The organism is Klebsiella sp. A52 (genome assembly GCF_018388785.1).
Taxonomy (GTDB): Bacteria; Pseudomonadota; Gammaproteobacteria; order Enterobacterales; family Enterobacteriaceae; genus Klebsiella; species Klebsiella aerogenes.
The window spans coordinates 2095362-2111300 of the sequence record NZ_CP074437.1 but is presented as its reverse complement, the minus strand read 5'-3'; the positions used below and the strand labels follow the sequence as shown (position 1 = coordinate 2111300).

General features: G+C 56.3%; 15 protein-coding genes. 3 read left to right on the top strand and 12 right to left on the bottom strand.

The genetic code is table 11. From position 1 onward, the window contains the following. Positions 1–16: 16 nt before the first annotated feature. The 4 genes from KGA69_RS09950 to KGA69_RS09935 are packed head-to-tail and all read right to left on the bottom strand — an operon-like array spanning position 17 to position 4919. On the bottom strand, positions 17–577 hold the full coding sequence (locus KGA69_RS09950; RefSeq protein ID WP_049061504.1) for a DJ-1/PfpI family protein: 561 nt from the start codon (positions 575–577) through the stop codon (positions 17–19). Between the two features lie 22 nt (positions 578–599). Then, complete coding sequence (locus KGA69_RS09945) at positions 600–1790, bottom strand: glycoside hydrolase family 88 protein (RefSeq protein WP_213293053.1); 1191 nt, start codon at positions 1788–1790, stop codon at positions 600–602. A gap of 13 nt (positions 1791–1803) precedes the next feature. Then, positions 1804–3084, bottom strand: a complete 1281-nt coding sequence (locus KGA69_RS09940; RefSeq protein ID WP_049060907.1) for an oligosaccharide MFS transporter — start codon at positions 3082–3084, stop codon at positions 1804–1806. After that, positions 3081–4919, bottom strand: a complete 1839-nt coding sequence (locus KGA69_RS09935) for a DUF2264 domain-containing protein (RefSeq protein WP_049060908.1) — start codon at positions 4917–4919, stop codon at positions 3081–3083. Before KGA69_RS09935 ends, KGA69_RS09940 begins: the two co-directional genes overlap by 4 nt. Positions 4920–5148: 229 nt before the next feature. Between KGA69_RS09935 and KGA69_RS09930 the strand changes: the two genes are divergently transcribed. Then, positions 5149–6003: an AraC family transcriptional regulator gene (locus KGA69_RS09930; RefSeq protein ID WP_047065659.1), complete on the top strand. Its 855-nt coding sequence runs from the start codon at positions 5149–5151 to the stop codon at positions 6001–6003. A 1-nt stretch (position 6004) separates the two neighbouring features. Here the strand turns inward: KGA69_RS09930 and KGA69_RS09925 are convergent, their stop codons facing one another. The 4 genes from KGA69_RS09925 to KGA69_RS09910 all read right to left on the bottom strand — a co-directional run bounded on the left by KGA69_RS09925 (position 6005) and on the right by KGA69_RS09910 (position 9599). Further along, positions 6005–7414: a purine-cytosine permease family protein gene (locus KGA69_RS09925; RefSeq protein WP_049060910.1), complete on the bottom strand. Its 1410-nt coding sequence runs from the start codon at positions 7412–7414 to the stop codon at positions 6005–6007. A 344-nt stretch (positions 7415–7758) separates the two neighbouring features. Beyond that, entirely contained in the window at positions 7759–8154 is a 396-nt protein-coding gene (locus KGA69_RS09920) for a YidB family protein (protein ID WP_015369693.1), read from the bottom strand. 44 nt (positions 8155–8198) lie between these two features. Next, positions 8199–8648: a peptidoglycan-binding protein LysM gene (gene lysM, locus KGA69_RS09915; RefSeq protein WP_015369692.1), complete on the bottom strand. Its 450-nt coding sequence runs from the start codon at positions 8646–8648 to the stop codon at positions 8199–8201. Between the two features lie 54 nt (positions 8649–8702). Further along, a complete protein-coding gene (locus KGA69_RS09910) occupies positions 8703–9599 on the bottom strand; it encodes a LysR family transcriptional regulator (protein ID WP_213293052.1) in 897 nt (298 codons plus the stop codon). Between the two features lie 98 nt (positions 9600–9697). On the opposite strand from KGA69_RS09910, the gene KGA69_RS09905 reads away from it, so the two are divergent. Continuing rightward, positions 9698–10300 (top strand): short chain dehydrogenase, encoded by a 603-nt coding sequence (locus KGA69_RS09905; RefSeq protein ID WP_049061496.1) that lies wholly within the window; start codon positions 9698–9700, stop codon positions 10298–10300. 549 nt (positions 10301–10849) lie between these two features. Next, a complete protein-coding gene (locus KGA69_RS09900) occupies positions 10850–12253 on the top strand; it encodes a purine-cytosine permease family protein (RefSeq protein WP_213293051.1) in 1404 nt (467 codons plus the stop codon). Positions 12254–12294: 41 nt separating this feature from the next. Here KGA69_RS09900 and argE read toward each other — a convergent pair whose 3' ends face one another. Genes argE through KGA69_RS09880 form a run of 4 tightly spaced genes read right to left on the bottom strand, consistent with a single transcriptional unit; the run spans position 12295 to position 15836 of the window. Further along, positions 12295–13443, bottom strand: coding sequence for an acetylornithine deacetylase (gene argE, locus KGA69_RS09895; protein ID WP_049059604.1), 1149 nt, complete (start codon positions 13441–13443; stop codon positions 12295–12297). Beyond that, complete coding sequence (locus KGA69_RS09890; protein WP_047065646.1) at positions 13436–14110, bottom strand: DUF1028 domain-containing protein; 675 nt, start codon at positions 14108–14110, stop codon at positions 13436–13438. Before KGA69_RS09890 ends, argE begins: the two co-directional genes overlap by 8 nt. Positions 14111–14119: 9 nt before the next feature. Beyond that, positions 14120–14542 carry a RidA family protein gene (locus KGA69_RS09885; protein ID WP_047042999.1) on the bottom strand — a complete coding sequence of 141 codons (423 nt, stop codon included), beginning with the start codon at positions 14540–14542 and terminating at the stop codon, positions 14120–14122. Positions 14543–14570: 28 nt separating this feature from the next. Next, positions 14571–15836, bottom strand: coding sequence for a flavin-containing monooxygenase (locus KGA69_RS09880; RefSeq protein WP_015703482.1), 1266 nt, complete (start codon positions 15834–15836; stop codon positions 14571–14573). Positions 15837–15939: the final 103 nt, after the last annotated feature.

Below are 15939 nucleotides of genomic sequence, written 5' to 3'. Positions count from 1 at the left end.
ACAGCATGCCGTGCGGCTAGGGCCACGGATAATAAATATGTTCCGCCTGTTCGCGCGCCGGCGCTTCATCGCCCTGCAGCCGCGCCGCCAGGGTAAAAGCGAAATCAAACACCTTGCCCAGCCCCCGGCCGCTGAGCAGATTGCCGTCTTCCACGACGTCGGCATCCACGTACACGCCATCGCTCACCTGCTGCCAAAGATCGCCAGAACAGACATAGCGACGCCCCTTCAGCAGCCCGTTACCGCCCAACACGCGGGCGGCGGCGGAGCAAATCGGGCAGATATATTTGCCCGCTTCATCGTGGCGGCGAACGAAGGCAATGACCTCCGCGCTTTTCGCCAGATTAACACTGCCTTCCGGGCCGCCCGGCAACACCACGGCATCAAAGGTTTGATCGAAGCTGGCCTTCAGGGTGCTATCCGCTAGCATCGGGATAGCGTGGTAGCTCACCACTTCGCGACTCTCGCCGCAGGCAATCGTCTGCACCGCAATATTCAGACGGCGCAGGATATCGATAGTGACTATCGCTTCCCCCTCTTCAAACCCGGGGGCTAATAACACGGCTACGTTTTTCATCTCGTTCTCCATTCCTTGAGGATTACCAGTACGGGTACCAAATCTGTCGCAGCCGCGCCAGCAGCTCAAGATAGAAATAGTCACCCCAGCTACAGCACTGATCGACGCCCTTTCCGCTGCCCATATGATAAACCGAGTGCTGCAGCAGCCCTTCGGTAGGGTCATCGTCGTGGGCCAGGTAGTTGTCGGTCAGCGATAGCGCAATGCGTAGCGCCATCTCTTCGTAATACGCGCGGTTGGCGTCGAGCGTTGGCAGCGCCTTGACCAGCTCCAGCAGGCCGCAGGCGGCAATCGCCGCCGCCGAACTGTCGCGCACGGCATCGGTGCCGAGCAGCGCCAGATCCCAATGGCAAACATCATCTTCCGGCAGGCGGTTGAGGAAGTAGTGCGCCAGGCTGCGCGACAGCTCAACCATCTGCTTATCGCCGGTGTGCTGATAGCTCAGCAGGAAACCGTAAATGCCCCACGCCTGGCCGCGCGACCAGCATGAAGTATCGCTGTAGCCCTGATGAGTGTTACCAAAGCGCGGCTCGCCGGTCTGCACATCCATATAGTAGGTGTGATAAGTCGAAGCGTCTTCACGCACGATATAGTTTGCCGCCTGCCCGGCGTGCGCCGTTGCCGCCTGCGCGTAGCGCGGGTCGCCGGTCTGCTCGCTGGCCCAGTACAGCAGCGGCAGGTTCATATTGCAGTCGATGATCATTCGCCCCTGCTGCTCCGGATCGTTTAAGTCGCCCCACGCCTGGATAATTTTGGCCGTCGGGTTAAAACGCTCCATCAGGCGCTCGGCAGCCAGCAGCGCCGACTGGCGAGCGGCTTCATTGCCGGTGAGCCGCCAGGCGCTGATGCAGGAGAGCGAATAAAGGAAGCCGAGGTCGTGGGTCGCGGTGTCGATACGCTGCTCAATACGCCGGGCGAACGACGGTAAATAGCGCTCGGCGGCTTCGCGGTAGTGCGCTTTGCCGGTCATCTCCCACGCCAGCCACAGCTGGCCCGGCCAAAAACTGGTGGTCCACTCTACGTTCTCGGTACGCGGCCAGATGCCGTTTTCACAGGCTTCGCCGGGGAACTTATCGCCGAAGGCAACGATATTTTTGTCCAGCTTGCGCGTCACGCGGGCCAGCGCGTCTTCCAGCTTCTGGCTCAACGCCAGGCGGTCGACCTGATGCAGTTCTATCGGCCGTAGCGCTTCGGTGATAACAGATTTGGTCATAACAACTCCTGAATTAATGTTTGGCCGGTTCAACCGAGGCGGTATCTAAAGCCTGAGTAAAGGGTCGTGAGGCATCGCGCTTCGACTGGCAGCGCGATAGCGTAAAAGCGGAAATCAGCGTAAACGTCAGGGCGCAGCAGCCCATCAGCAGATAGGTATGCTCAAAGCCGATTTTGTCGTACAGGTAACCCGCCGGCGGCGCGACCACAATCGATCCGACGTAAATCATTGCCTGGTAACCCAGCAGGTACATCGTGGCGTTAACCCGACGATGGAAGTGTTCGGCGATGTATTTGAAAACTGAAATCAGCAGCAGCGCGATCTCGACGCCGTAAAACGGTTTGATGATGGAGATGACAATCGGGTCGTTGGTCAGGCCGGAGGCAATCAGCCGCGCCCCCACCACGCAGCCGCAGAACAGCAGGCCGCGCTTGGCGCCATAATGGTTCACCAGCCATGGGATAAACATCATCATTACGAACTCCATCCCCGACTGGACGGTACTCAGATAGCCGTACCAGGCGTTGCCCTGCTCTTTGGTGGCAAAGAACGAGACGAAATAGCGCGGGAACTGCTGCTCGGCGATGAACATCATCCACGCCACTCCGGCGACGTAGAGGCTGAACATCCAGAATTTGCGATTTTTCAGCAGCATCAACACATCGGCAAAGACGATCTTATTCGCGGAAATAACGTTGTTATTGCGCAACTGTTCATCACCAATTTTGAGGCTAATCAGCACCAGCAGCATCAGTACCGAGGTGCCGCTGCTGAGCAAAAAGTTAGCCAGCGGCGTGAAGTTAAACAGCAGTCCGGAGACCGAAGCCGCCATCGCCCAGCCCAGCGAACCCCACATTCTGATACGGCCAAACTCCAACCCGTACAGGCGGCTAAAGCGGTCGGCATAAGATTCGGAAGCCGCCACCCCGGCGTACCAGCCAAGGCTCAAATACAGCGCGCCGATGATAATCCCCAGCGTCGCGTGGCTTTGCAGCAGCGGCTGGTACACCAGCGCGAAGAACGGCGCCATCAGCGCGGAAATGGCGCAGACAAAATAGAGCAGCCACTTGCTCATGCCGATTTTGTCCATGATGTAGCCGTACACCGGCTTAAGGACCACCGCGAAAACGCCATTAATGGCGAACACGCTGCCGATGGTAATGCTATCGAGACCTACCTTCTGGCTCAGCCACAGCGCGTACAGGCCAAAGCTGGATGACCAGGTGAAAAAGTAGAGAAAAATAAAGGTACTCATTTTGTACTGCGCGGCGCGTACGGATGATGATGTGCTCATAGCGATGCCTCCGGGGCCAGAACGAGCGTCGTTTCTTGTCGTGCCGTCACGAAGCGTACCGCGTCATCGCTAATGAAGGCCTGTGGGCAGTGTTGCGGATCGAAGTCGGCGGCATTCCCCGCCCATACCGCGCTTACCAGGCAATGCGTCCCCGCATCGAGCTCGCCGCGCAGCACCGGCACCGCCGCGCGTTCGGCGAACAACAGATTGCTGTTCGGCGGCGTCAGCACCGTCTCGCCGCGGCGGGCGTGCGGATGTAAACAGAAAATCGCCGAGATATCGCGGGCGCTGCGTAAGCAGCAGGCGCCATCACTCTCTTGCGCCTGCGGCAGCGGACGATTCGCCAGGCTAAAGCCGCCTTCCGCGCAATCCAGCGCGCGCTGGGTAGCTATGCGGTGGACGCGCAGTTGCCAGTCGCCCAGCGCCAGTAGCCAGCTATCAATCACCACGTCGCGCCACGGCAGCCAGCGGCTGTAAATAGTGCCATCAGCGGTAACCACCTGCTGGCATTCGCGGCGACCGCGCCAGTAGTTATCCTTTTCGGCCAGCAGCAGCATCGAATCGGGAGCGGCATGGTTCAACCCGTAGCGCCCCCGTTCAATGGTGAAACCAAAGCGGGTGGAGTAGGCAAATTTGCAGTATTTCGCTTCAGTATTAACGAAGTTGTTCAGCTCCAGCTGGCCGGAAGTCAGCATCCACAGGTGATCGGCCTGATGTACCAGCACCTGATCCGCATGGGCTATTGTGTGCTGCGCGGGCAGCGGCGGCAGCGGCAGTTCAGCCGCCTGCCAGAAGGCGTCGCCCTCGCCTAACGCCAGCACCAGCATGGTTTTCAGCCCCCAGTACGGTGAACCCGGCGCGTTGTAATCTTCCGCCATCGCCAGGTTCGGGTAGCTGTAGCCGACGCTCAGTACGCCGTCGCGATCGAACATCGGCTGCTTCAGCCACCAGCGCAGGTGGCGCAATACGATGCCTTTAATCACGCCCGGCGAAAATACCTCCAGCCCGGCGAAGGCCGCCGCGCTCCAGAACGCCGCTTCGGCAAAGCGATAGGTCAGACTACGGCCGAACGGGATCGCCGCGCCGTCATCGGCAAAGAAATGGATGAAGTCAGAGGAGAAACGCGCGGCCCGCTGACGCAGTTCCGCACAGCGCCGCGGATCGACATCGGCCATCAGCTTCGCGTAAATCAGGCCATAGAAATGGAAGCCCATCGAGATGTAATAGTCGCGCGGGCGGCCCGGACCATCCGAATACCAGCCATCGCCGAGGTAATAACGTTCCATGGCGGCAAAATGATCTTCCAGCGCCTGCGGATTGGTCGGCATTCCACAATAATGAAAGCCAACCTGTACCAGAATCGGAAAGAAGTGCCAGTTATTATCCGGGATATCCTGGGTCTCGCACTGCTTTAACCAGCGCCATAAGTTCTCTTTTTCCGCAGCAGTGAAGTGCGCCAGTACGGTTTCGCCCGCCAGCGCCAGCAATAGTCCGTAAGCCGCCATCTCGACAATGCGTTGATCGTAAGGCGCGACTTCGCCCCAATAATCGGCATGCTGCGGATTGGTGCCGTTTTTTATCGCCTGTAAATAGAAGGAGAAATGCTGCGGCTCGCTGCCGCCAGCCAACAGCGGCGTTACGCCCCACAGCAGACGGGAAAAGGTTTCCATGCTCGCGACCTGCTGGCCGTAGTGAGCGGTGAAGTTCGCTAAATCAATGCGGCTGGCGTCGTTTTTAAAATAAGGCGCTACCGCGTTCAGCATTTCATTGACCAGCCGTAGCACCTCTTCCCGGCTTATCAGTGGGTTATCCAGATGAATATTTTCAGGTTGCACAGGGTCCTCCCGTATAACACGAGGGTAGAGGTAAGTTATTGTTATTAAGCTTTTATCAAGCCACGTGTGCGACGTCTGGATGAAGAGTAACCGCTTTTATTCCCGGCGCTGAGTGAGCAGACTCACAAAATTAAACCGCCATTTCATTTTTGCTGGATTTTGTCGACCGCGCGGAGGATAAATTGCAAATGATGGCGTAAAAATTTAAATCTGTTGTCTTGGAGGCAAAATGGGCGAAGCGCAACTGCTGGAACGTATTACGCTCGATCGGCAGGCCATTTCGTTTAATCGCATGTACACCACCAGCGTGCTTTACTACCACTGGCATCAATGCGTTGAATTGCTTTATATTTCCAGCGGCTATGGCATCGTGGTGGTGGATAACCAGCACTACACCGCCCGTCCGGGGCGATTATTTATCTTCCCGCCCTTCCGTTTGCACAAAGTGCAGGTCGATCATAGCGATAAAAATCCTTATCACCGCACCACCATGCACATTGAGCAGTCGGTCGTCGAGAGCGCGCTCAGCGCTTTCCCGCGCCATCAGGCCCAGTTCGCGGCGCTGGCCGCCAGCAATCTGCCGGCGCAAATTTACGACCTCAGCGAGCACGCGGCATTTATCGAAAGGATCCTTGAACAGTTTCAGCGTCTGGAGGATAACGAGCAGACCACCGCCTGCGAGGTGGCGTTTTTGATGATGCAGCTAATGACGTTTCTACCCGAGCAGCCGCAACGCTACCCGCCGCGCCAGCAGACCGTCGCCTCGCGGATTATGAACTGGATCGAAGCCCACTATGCCAGCAAGTTTTCCCTTGACCAGCTGGCTTGCGACCTCGGACTTTCGCGCAGCTACACCTCGCGGGTTTTTCGTCAGCAGACCGGCGGCAATATCCATGAATATTTGCTCACCCGGCGAATAAAACGCAGTTGCGATCTGCTACGTAATAGCGATGAGAGCGTTGATGCCATCGCAGTGGCGGTGGGATTTGGCGAGGTGACCTACTTCATTACCTGTTTTAAAAAGATGATGCGCCAGACGCCGCTGCAGTACCGTAAGGCCAGCCAGCGGCGCTCCGCTTTATAACTTAATCCATCGCCTGCTTGAGGCCAACCTGACGGCGACGCCAGGCGCTATCGCGGCTCGCCAGCCAGTAGTACAACGGCGAGGTCACCAGCAGGCCGACCAGCCAGGAGAGATCGGCGCCGTTAAACCACGCCGAGACCGGGCCAACGTACAGCGGGGTATTCATAAACGGGATCTGCACCAGGATGCCAATGGCGTAGGCCAGCAGTGCGTGCGGGTTATAACGGCCATAGATACCGCCATCCACCTGAAATATCGAGTTAATATCGTAGCTGCCCTTGTGAATGGCGTAGAAGTCGATCAGGTTAATCGCGGTCCACGGCACCAGCACCACCAGCAGGGCCAGAACCAGATCGATAAAGTGGCTGATAAAGTCCGCCGAGGCGAAGATCGCCGCCGCCACGCAACAAATAAGCACGATGACCGACAGCAGCGCACGGCTACGACTGCCGGGGATCCAGCGCCACAGGAAGGTTTGCACCAGGGTTATCACCGACATCACCGCGCCATACAGATTAAGCGCGTTATGGCTGATGACGCTCAGCAGGAACAGCACCAGCATCAATGGGCCTATCGCGCCGGTCGCCAGCTTTACCGCATCCATGGTTTCCAGCCCCACCGGCGTTGCCAGCACCGCTACCGCGCCAAAAATAAACGACAGGCTGGAACCGAGCGTCGAGCCAAGGTATGTGGTCCAGAACGTCGCGGCGACGGGAACATCCGCCGGCAGGTAGCGCGAATAATCAGAAACATACGGGGCGAAGGCAATCTGCCACAGCGCCGCCAGCGACACGGTGGCCAGCCAGCCCGAGAAGGAAAAACCGCCGCGAGTTAAGAAATCGGCGGTATGCAGATGAGTGAAGATGTAGCCAAAGCCGACCATAATGCCGATGCCCAGCACCCAGGTGCCGATCCGGTTGAGAATGTGAATACATCGGTAGCCGATGATGCCAATCACGCAGGATCCCACCGCGCCGATCGCAATCCCCACCGGTAGCGGAACCGCGGGAGCGATGCCGTGCAGCGACTGCCCGGCCAGCACGATGTTCGAGGCAAAGAAACCGACGTACATCACCCCGGCGATCGCCACCACCAGCAGCGAACCAAAAGATCCAAACTGCGCGCGGCTCTGGATCATCTGCGGGATCCCCATCTGCGGCCCTTGCGCCGAGTGCAGCGCCATCAGCGCCCCGCCGACCAGATGGCCGACTAAAATCGCAGCGATCCCCCACAGCAGATTCAGGTGAAAGATCTGTACCCCCAGGGCGCCTGTAACGATCGGCAGCGGCGCGATGTTGCCGCCAAACCACAGGGTAAAGAGATCGCGGGTTTTACCGTGGCGATCTTCTGGCGGAATATAGCCAATGGTGTGCTTCTCAATAAGCGGCGGCGATGATTCTTTGGTCGGCATAGCATTCTCCAAAGTCAGGAACCATTAATAATGGTTGTGATGTGCAGGTGTTTTTATGTTTTGGAGATAATGCGCATTATTTTGCGAAAGGGTAAATTACTTTGTTTATGGCTACAGGAAATAAAAAAACTAATTAGCCCGGCAGGACGCCGATAAATATCATAAAAATTTATCATAACCGTTCCGGTAAGATTAAATAATAATATTTTCAACGCAGCGGTAAGTTGTCAATTAGTAATACAGAATAAATAATCGCGAGGCGGTGAATTTATGGCGGATAATAAAATACGGGCCGTTATTCAGGCCCGTATTATGTGATAAGTTAAAACTCAAACGGCAAGCGTTTAACTAAATAACTTACCTTTCAGTAGATTAAGCCCTGCGGAGACCAGGTCGCCCTGGGCCGGCGCTTCGCCCTGCGGCGACAGGCCATCGACGATTTTTGGCAGGTATTCCGCAATCAGCGATGAGGCGGTTTGCGAATCAACGCCCAGTTTGGCGCCGAGATCCTGCAGGGCAGGCGAGCCGAACACCGAGGTAATCTGATCGCTGTTCACCGACATATTACTCTGCTGACTAAGCCACGACTCGACGATTTCACCTAAGCCGCCGTTGCGGAATTTTTCCAGGATTCCCTGGATACCGCCCTGCTGTTCAATCCAGGTCATGATCGCCTGAAGTTGTTCAGCTTTGCCAGCCTGCCCGCCAAGCACGCCGCCGATTTGATCTAATAATCCCATTACAATCTCCATCAAAACGTTGCTATTAATCCCTGATTCACGGCTTACTTCGCCGGGATAATCAGCACCTGCCCCGGATAGATCTTATCGGGATGCTTCAGCATCGGTTTATTGGCTTCAAAAATACGCTGATAGTCATTGGCGGAGCCATACATCGCTTTTGAGATGGCGCTGAGGGTATCACCGGATTTAACCGTATAGTAACGGCTTTCCGCCCCGCTCTGCGTCACAGTAACGCTATCGTTGACCTGGCCAATCCCGGTTACGTTACCTACCGCCACCAGAATTTTTTCCTTATCTTCCTGTGAACCGACATCGCCTGTTACCGTCGCGGTACCATCGTCCGCTACGGCAATATTGACTTTTTCGGCACCAGGCAGGTTAAGACTATCAATATGTTTTTTCAGCTTGTCGGCCTGATCTTCCTTGCTGGAGCCGGACACGGCATCCCAGATCTTCTCGCCCGCTTCTTTCACAAAACTTAATAATCCCATCTATCCATACCTCCATTACTGTTTCACGATGAATGCTTTCATCAGACACGATAATCATAGCTTATAAATACCGTTCACTTCCTTTAACAAATGCTCGACGAAGCGGGTAAGTTTCGGTAAGGGGCGCAGATCCTGGCGCCACAGCAGGTGTATCGGCCTCGGTTCCGGCGTGTAATTTTGCAAAATACGCACCAGTCGGCCATTGGCTAAATCTTCCGCCAGCAGCACTTCCGGCTGCAATAACAGCCCGGCGCCGGCCACCGCCGCCATACGCAGCGCGTAGCCATCGTTGCAGCGCAGCACCGCATCGCGCTTCCAGCGTACCTCTTCCGCAGCGCCCGGCAGCCGCCACTCGTTGCGCGCGGTCCACACCGTATGCGAAAGACACTGATGTCCGGCTAAATCAGCGGGGGTTTGCGGGGTTCCGTGGCGCGCCAGATAATCCGGCGCCGCGCAGATCGCCATACGATAGGGAGCGAGATACTTCGCCACCAGATCGGTACGCTGGATGTCGCCGATACGAATCGCCAGATCGATTCCCTCATCCACCAGGTCCACCATGCGGTTCGTCAAATCAAGCTCGACGCGTACCTCCGGCCAGGCCTGCAGAAAGGAGGCGGTCAGCGGCGCGATAATGCTGGCGCCGAAAGAAACCGGCGCGCTCACCCGTAGCGTACCGGCAGGGGCCAGCCGTAACCGTTCAACCGAACGCTCGGCATTCGCCACCTGCTCCAGTACCCGCCGCGCCTCATCAAAATAGACTCGCCCGGCATCGGTCAGGCTTTGCCGACGGGTATTTCGCTCCAGCAGGCGGGTGCCGAGCTGGCCTTCAATTAAGGTGATATATTTGCCGACCATCACCGCCGACATCTCAAGGCGCGTCGCCGCGCCGGTAAAACTGCCGCACTCTACCACCGCGACAAACGTTTCCATTCCACGCAGCTTGTCCATATTACAAACCTCTGGTTAGTAATCATCTAACTTTTAGCCAGTTTATCCGACAATCGATTAATTAAAGAATAGAGGCTCACTTCACTGAGGAGTTTGCGATGAAAATTATCGTTATTGGCGCCAGCGGTACCGTTGGCCGCGCGGTTGCGGAAGAACTGAGCCGCCAGCATGAAGTTATCCGCGTTGGCCGCACCCACGGCGACGAGCAGGTTGATATCACCTCGCAGCACAGCGTGCAGGCGCTGTTCGAGAAAGTTGGCCCGGTCGATGCCATTGTCTCAGCAGCCGGCAGCTTATACTTTGGCCCGCTAAGCACGATGACCGACCGCGATTTTGACCAGGGACTGCAGGATAAACTGTTGGGGCAGATTCGCCTCGCCCTCACCGGCCAGCATTATCTCAACGATGGCGGCTCCATCACCCTTATCAGCGGCATCGTCGCCGATGAACCGATCGCTCAAGGGGTGAATGCCACCACCGTCAATGCCGGGCTGGCCGGTTTCGTTCGCGCCGCCGCCTGCGAATTACCGCGCGGGATCCGCATTAACCTGATAAGCCCCACCGTGCTCAGTGAGTCTGTCGAGACCTATGATGGTTTCTTCCCCGGTTTCGCCAGCGTACCGGCCGCAGCGGTGGCGCAGGCCTATCGCCGCAGCGTCGAAGGGATCCAAAGCGGGCGGGTTTATAAAGTCGGTTATTAATTATTTTCGGGCAGGATGTCGTATTCCTGCCCTTATATTGAATATCTGTTGGTTATTGTGAAGCGCCTCGCATAACGCACTTCACCCTGTTATTTGTGCGCCTTTAGGATACACTACACGATAATACTAATGTCATGATGTATCAGCTAATTATTTTATTTCTCCATTATTTTATCGGGCCAATCATCTATCTCATTAGACCATAATAAAAGCAGGGAATTGTTATTTCTCTCTACGGTTCATCATTCTAATCCCCTCGCAATATGGCAGAGTTTTATCTGCCCGATAAAAAACCATCAGCGGGTTTGCCAGTAAAAAATTAAGCACGAAGCATAAAACTCCAAAAATAGCGCAACGCACAAATGCAGCGTTTTTCCAGCGCCGGGTAAAGCATTTTTTTTATATCCAGCACCGATATTTTTTGTCATTTCGCAAATGATACGGAGTTGTAAAAATGGTGAATGAAATGTTGTGATGAGTAGATTAGCTGTACTCCTCATTGAAATATCACTCTTACGCTGATGAAGACCAAAATAATGAGAGAGCACCATGACAAAACATCAATCTGTTAATGTCGAGAATCTTGAAAGTAATACCATCAGACCTATCCCCTTAAATATGCGCCACGGCAAACCAGGCGATCTTTTTACCATTTGGTTTGGCTCCAACATTATGCTGTTAACGGTCATCACCGGCGCGATGTCGGTGACGATTTTCCACCTTTCCTTTTTATGGTCAGTGATTGCGCTATTTATCGGCAGCCTGGTCGGCGGGCTCTTTATGGCGCTGCATTCTGCGCAGGGGCCAAAACTCGGGGTACCACAAATGGTCCAGACCAAGGGCCAGTTCGGATCCTATGGCTCCGTGCTGGTGGTCTCGATTGTCGTACTGATGTATATCGGCTTTACCGCCTCCAGTCTGGTGCTTGGCGGGCAGTCGATGCACGCGATTTATCAGCCGATGAACTCGGACATTGGGATTATCGTGGTTGGCGCGCTAAGCCTGTTCGCCACCATCTTTGGCTATAAGATCATCCACTCCTACGCGCGGATCATGTCGTGGATTTCCGGCATCGTACTGGCGGCAACCTTCGTGTGGATAGTCTTCATCCATGGCCTGCCGGGCGACTTTGTCGACCGCGGCGGCTTCAACATCGTCGGCTTTCTCGGCGCCGTCTCTATCGCCGCGCTCTGGCAGCTGGCCTATGCGCCGTATGTCTCTGACTATTCCCGCTATATGCCCTACAGCACCAACGATAAAAGCGTCTTTTACGCCAGCTATTTTGGCTGCATTCTCGGCTCCTATCTGCCGATGGTGCTCGGGGTGCTGGTGGCGATTTGTATCGGTAATGACGATATCATTCAAGGGATTATGGATCTGACCGGCAGCATGGGGGCGATAGTGATTATCGTACTGGCGCTGGGGATCGCCGCCACCAACTCGATGATGCTGTACTGCGGCGTACTCTGTACCCTGACCCTCGGCCAGACTTTTATCGACGGCTGGTCGCCGATGGCGCGGGCACGCATTATCACCGCTATTTTGACCATGCTGCTGGAGATATTCCTCGCTATCTATGGCCAGGAAAATTTCCTGCTAATCTACACCAATTTTATTACCGTGCTGCTGTATGTGCTGGTGCCGTGGACGGCGATTAATCTGGTCGATTACTATTTAGTGGCCCACGGCGAATATCACGTTGAATCGTTCTTTAAACGCGATGGCGGTATTTACGGTTACTTTAATGCAACGGCGATATCCTGCTATATCCTCGGTATTCTGGTCGAAGTACCGTTTATGTCGACCTCAATTTATACCGGGCCAATCGCCCTCTCCTTTGGCGGCGCGGATCTCTCCTGGATTGTGGGTTTATTGGTGGTCTCGCCGGTCTATTATTATTTCTCGAAAGCGAAGAGTGTTAAAAGCATGGCTTTTGCAAAAAAGAAGGTTTAAGGCCTACAAGAAAGCGCGCCGCCTTCGCGGCGCGCCGGCGTTTAAGCTGACATCCAGCGGCAGAGATTTTTCAACATCTGCTCGCACTTTTCCAACTGCGCCTCGCTAACAAACTCATCCGCCTTATGCCCCTGCTCCATGCTCCCCGGGCCACAAACAAGCGTGGCCACGCCGGCCTCATCAAACAATCCGCCTTCGGTGCCAAAAGCGACCGTTGAAAAATCCTCGCATTCGGCCCACTGCGCCAGCCAGCCGGCGAACGCCGACTGCGGGTCGCTCAGCAGGCCGGGATACTGGCTGAGCGGTTGAAAGGTAATAGCCGATTCCGCCGCCGTCGCGCGCATTTTTGGCAACAGCTCGCCTTCGGCATACGCCTGCAGCGAGGCCAGCGCATCATCGACCGACACATCCGGTAAATGGCGAATTTCAAAATCGAACTGACAGTGCTGCGGTACAATATTCAACGCCGCGCCGCCCTTAATTACCCCCACCTGCAGGGTGCTGAAAGGCGGATCGAAACGCGTATCCTGGCGAAGCGCAAGCTGCTCGCCCAGCTCATCCAGGCGGCCAATCAGCTTTGCCGCCCAGGCAATCGCATTCACGCCATCGGGCGCGTAAGCGGAGTGGCAAGCGTGGCCGTGAACATCGCAGCGCATCGCCAGCTTCCCCTTGTGACCATAGACCGGGCGCATCTCCGTCGGCTCGCCGATAATGCACATCGCCGGTTTCTCTGTCGACGCCTGCAGATGGGCGACCAGGCTGCGTACGCCAAGACATCCCACCTCTTCATCGTAGGAAAAAGCCAGGTGCAGCGGCATGCGTAACGGTTGGGCGAGAAAATCAGGAATGGCGGCCAGTACGCAGGCGAGAAAGCCTTTCATATCGGCACTACCGCGGCCGTAGCAGCGGCCATCGCGTTGCGTGAGGGCAAAAGGGGGAACCGTCCATGGCTGGCCGTCAACCGGCACCACATCGGTATGGCCGGAGAGCATAACGCCGCCGGGCCCCGCAGGGCCCAGTCGTGCATAAAGATTAGCTTTTCTCCCTTGCGCATCATAAAAGCGCTGCGTTTCGATTGCGAAGCCGTGGAGATAATCGGCAATATCGTCGATCATCGCCAGGTTCGATTCGCGGCTGGTGGTGTCAAACGCCAGCAGCCGCGCCAGAATATCCTGTAATCGACTATTCATCGCCGGGTACTCCGTAACTGGGAGCCTCCCGCGGGTCGAGGGCGCGCGTCACGTAAGCCTGCATTTGCGGTTCATAGGCCTGCCACAGCGCCGCCAGCTCGCCAATCGGGTCCGTTTCACTCCAGTCGACGCGCAGATCCACCAGCGGCCAGGAGTAATCATCTACCACTTTCACCGCAGCCGAATGGACCGGACCGGCCTCGCCGCCCTGAGCGACGCCAGCCTGTAGCGCGGCAACCAGCCGCGTCGCCAGCTCGCCTTCGGTTTGCGAAAACGTTGCCGCCATCGCGGCAATCACCGCTTCCGACGCCAGCATATTACCGCCGGCGATACAGTTATCGCCCTGCACAACATGCCAGGTCCCCAGCGTTTTATCGCCGCTGAACCACGCGGTCTGGCCGCTGGCGTCGATGGCGATAATCTGCCGATAGCGGCTAAAGTCGTCTTCCGCCAGCGCCCGACGCATCGCTTTCTCCGCCGTCAGCCCCTGCTCCATCTGCGCCAGAGTGAGTTGCCCCAGCGCCGGTAAGGTAATGTTCTGGCTCGATACCGCCCCTACCCCCGCCTGTAGCCACGGACAGCGGGCGCCGACGGCAATGCTTGAAGAACTAATCGCGATACCAAACTGCCCGCTTTCCGGGCAGCGTGCGGCAATCGAAAATGTCATCCTGCCTCCTTATTTCGCCGCGTCATCAGGGATGACGGCAATAACATCGATCTCCATTAGCCACTGCGGCTGCGCCAGCGCGGAAATGACCAGTCCGGTGGAGATCGGGAACACGCCTTTTAACCACTTGCCTACCTCCTGATAGACCGGTTCGCGATAGCGCGGGTCGATAATATAGGTGGTCGTTTTCACGATATGCGACAGGTCGCTCCCCGCCTCTTCCAGCAGCTGTTTGACGTTTTTCATCGCCTGCTCCGCCTGCGCCCGCGGGTCGCCAAGGCCCACCAGATTGCCTTCAAAATCCGTCCCGACCTGGCCGCGAACGTAGACGGTATTACCGGCGCGTACCGCCTGACATAAATCATTGTCCAGCGTCTGATTAGGGTATGTCTCTTTGGTATTGAACATCCGAATACGAGTATGGGTAGGCATAAGGGTTATCCTGTTCAGTAAGTCATGATTAACGCTGGCTGGCGTCTTTGTACTGGCTATATTTACGGCGGGTGGCGATATGGTCGGCGATATGCTTCGCGTCGTGCCAGACGCCCCAGATAAAGGTTGATCCCCGGCGCGATAACCACGGCAGGCCAAGGAAGTAGACGCCCGGTTCGCTGGAGACGCCGCGCTGATGCTGAGGACGGCCCTGTTCGTTGAAAGCGTTGACGTTGAGCCAGCTGTAGTCCACCGCATAGCCGGTAGCCCAGATAATGGTGTTAATCCCCGCCTGCGCCAGATCGAGCGAGAGGATCGGCGACGTCATGCAGTCCGGGTCCGCTAAGAATTGCCGTGCGGCGGGCTCTTCCGGTAAATCCAGGCCATTGGCGGCGATGTAAGCATCGGCGGCATCCAGCAGCGCCAGATAGTTTTCATCGCCGAGGCGAATGTTTTCGACGAGATTATTTTTAAAGGAGACGGTTCCCCCGGCGAAGGATTCGGTGAGACCAACCAGCGTGATACCACGATGCGCCAGCTCGCGGAAATCAACCGTGTGGCCGCCGTGCGCGCCGCTAACCGCGATGGTGACGTGCTCTTTACCGGGTTCGCTGGCCGGGGCATCCCACAGGCCTAATACCCCCAGCCACCAGCAGAAATCCCGGTTACGATAGGCGCGCGGCGGGCGGTCATGGGCGCCGACCGACAGATAAACCTTGCGGCCCGCGCGCTGCAGTTCATCGGCGATTTGCACGCCGGACGAGCCCGCGCCCACCACCAGCACCGCGCCTTCCGGCAGTTGCTGCGGGTTGTAATATTTCGCCGAATGAATTTGATGGATGGCGCTGTCGCGCGGAGCGATCGGCGGGATAACCGGCTTCTGGAACGGCCCGGTCGCCGCGACAATATTCAGCGCTTCAATCACGCCGTCGGTGGTTTCAATGGTAAACCCCGGACGCCCGTGATTACGCACCGCACTTTTGACTTCCACGCCGGTACGGACCGGAAGATTAAACTCGCGCACATAATCGACAAAGTATTGCGCAACATCATCCTTGGCAATAAAGGCATCGGGGTCGCCGCCTTTAAACTCCATGCCCGGAAAACGGTCATGCCACGCCGGGCCGTTCGCCACCAGCGAATCCCAGCGGCCGGTACGCCAGGCTTCGGCAATGCGATTCTTTTCCACGACCAGATGCGAAATCCCCTGTTTGCTCAGGTGCTCGCTCATGGCGATACCGGCCTGCCCCCCACCAACAACCAGCGTCTCGATTTGTATTTTTTCTACGGTCATAAATATGTCCTTCGGTGATGTTCTGCTCATGACCGAGGTTAATAAACCGTTATGCACAGGTAAATTATTATAAATTTAGCACCTGAGAATAAAATAATGATGC

Bases quoted from the DNA above. Each gene is read 5' to 3' on its own strand.
- KGA69_RS09905 (WP_049061496.1), top strand. From the start codon at position 9,698: ATGAAAATTATCGTTATTGGCGCCAGCGGTACCGTTGGCCGCGCGGTT.
- KGA69_RS09945 (WP_213293053.1), bottom strand. From the start codon at position 1,790: ATGACCAAATCTGTTATCACCGAAGCGCTACGGCCGATAGAACTGCAT.
- KGA69_RS09890 (WP_047065646.1), bottom strand. From the start codon at position 14,110: ATGACATTTTCGATTGCCGCACGCTGCCCGGAAAGCGGGCAGTTTGGT.
- KGA69_RS09910 (WP_213293052.1), bottom strand. From the start codon at position 9,599: ATGGACAAGCTGCGTGGAATGGAAACGTTTGTCGCGGTGGTAGAGTGC.
- KGA69_RS09885 (WP_047042999.1), bottom strand. From the start codon at position 14,542: ATGCCTACCCATACTCGTATTCGGATGTTCAATACCAAAGAGACATAC.
- KGA69_RS09880 (WP_015703482.1), bottom strand. From the start codon at position 15,836: ATGACCGTAGAAAAAATACAAATCGAGACGCTGGTTGTTGGTGGGGGG.
- argE (WP_049059604.1), bottom strand. From the start codon at position 13,443: ATGAATAGTCGATTACAGGATATTCTGGCGCGGCTGCTGGCGTTTGAC.
- lysM (WP_015369692.1), bottom strand. From the start codon at position 8,648: ATGGGATTATTAAGTTTTGTGAAAGAAGCGGGCGAGAAGATCTGGGAT.
- KGA69_RS09920 (WP_015369693.1), bottom strand. From the start codon at position 8,154: ATGGGATTATTAGATCAAATCGGCGGCGTGCTTGGCGGGCAGGCTGGC.
- KGA69_RS09950 (WP_049061504.1), bottom strand. From the start codon at position 577: ATGAAAAACGTAGCCGTGTTATTAGCCCCCGGGTTTGAAGAGGGGGAA.
- KGA69_RS09900 (WP_213293051.1), top strand. From the start codon at position 10,850: ATGACAAAACATCAATCTGTTAATGTCGAGAATCTTGAAAGTAATACC.
- KGA69_RS09940 (WP_049060907.1), bottom strand. From the start codon at position 3,084: ATGAGCACATCATCATCCGTACGCGCCGCGCAGTACAAAATGAGTACC.
- KGA69_RS09930 (WP_047065659.1), top strand. From the start codon at position 5,149: ATGGGCGAAGCGCAACTGCTGGAACGTATTACGCTCGATCGGCAGGCC.
- KGA69_RS09925 (WP_049060910.1), bottom strand. From the start codon at position 7,414: ATGCCGACCAAAGAATCATCGCCGCCGCTTATTGAGAAGCACACCATT.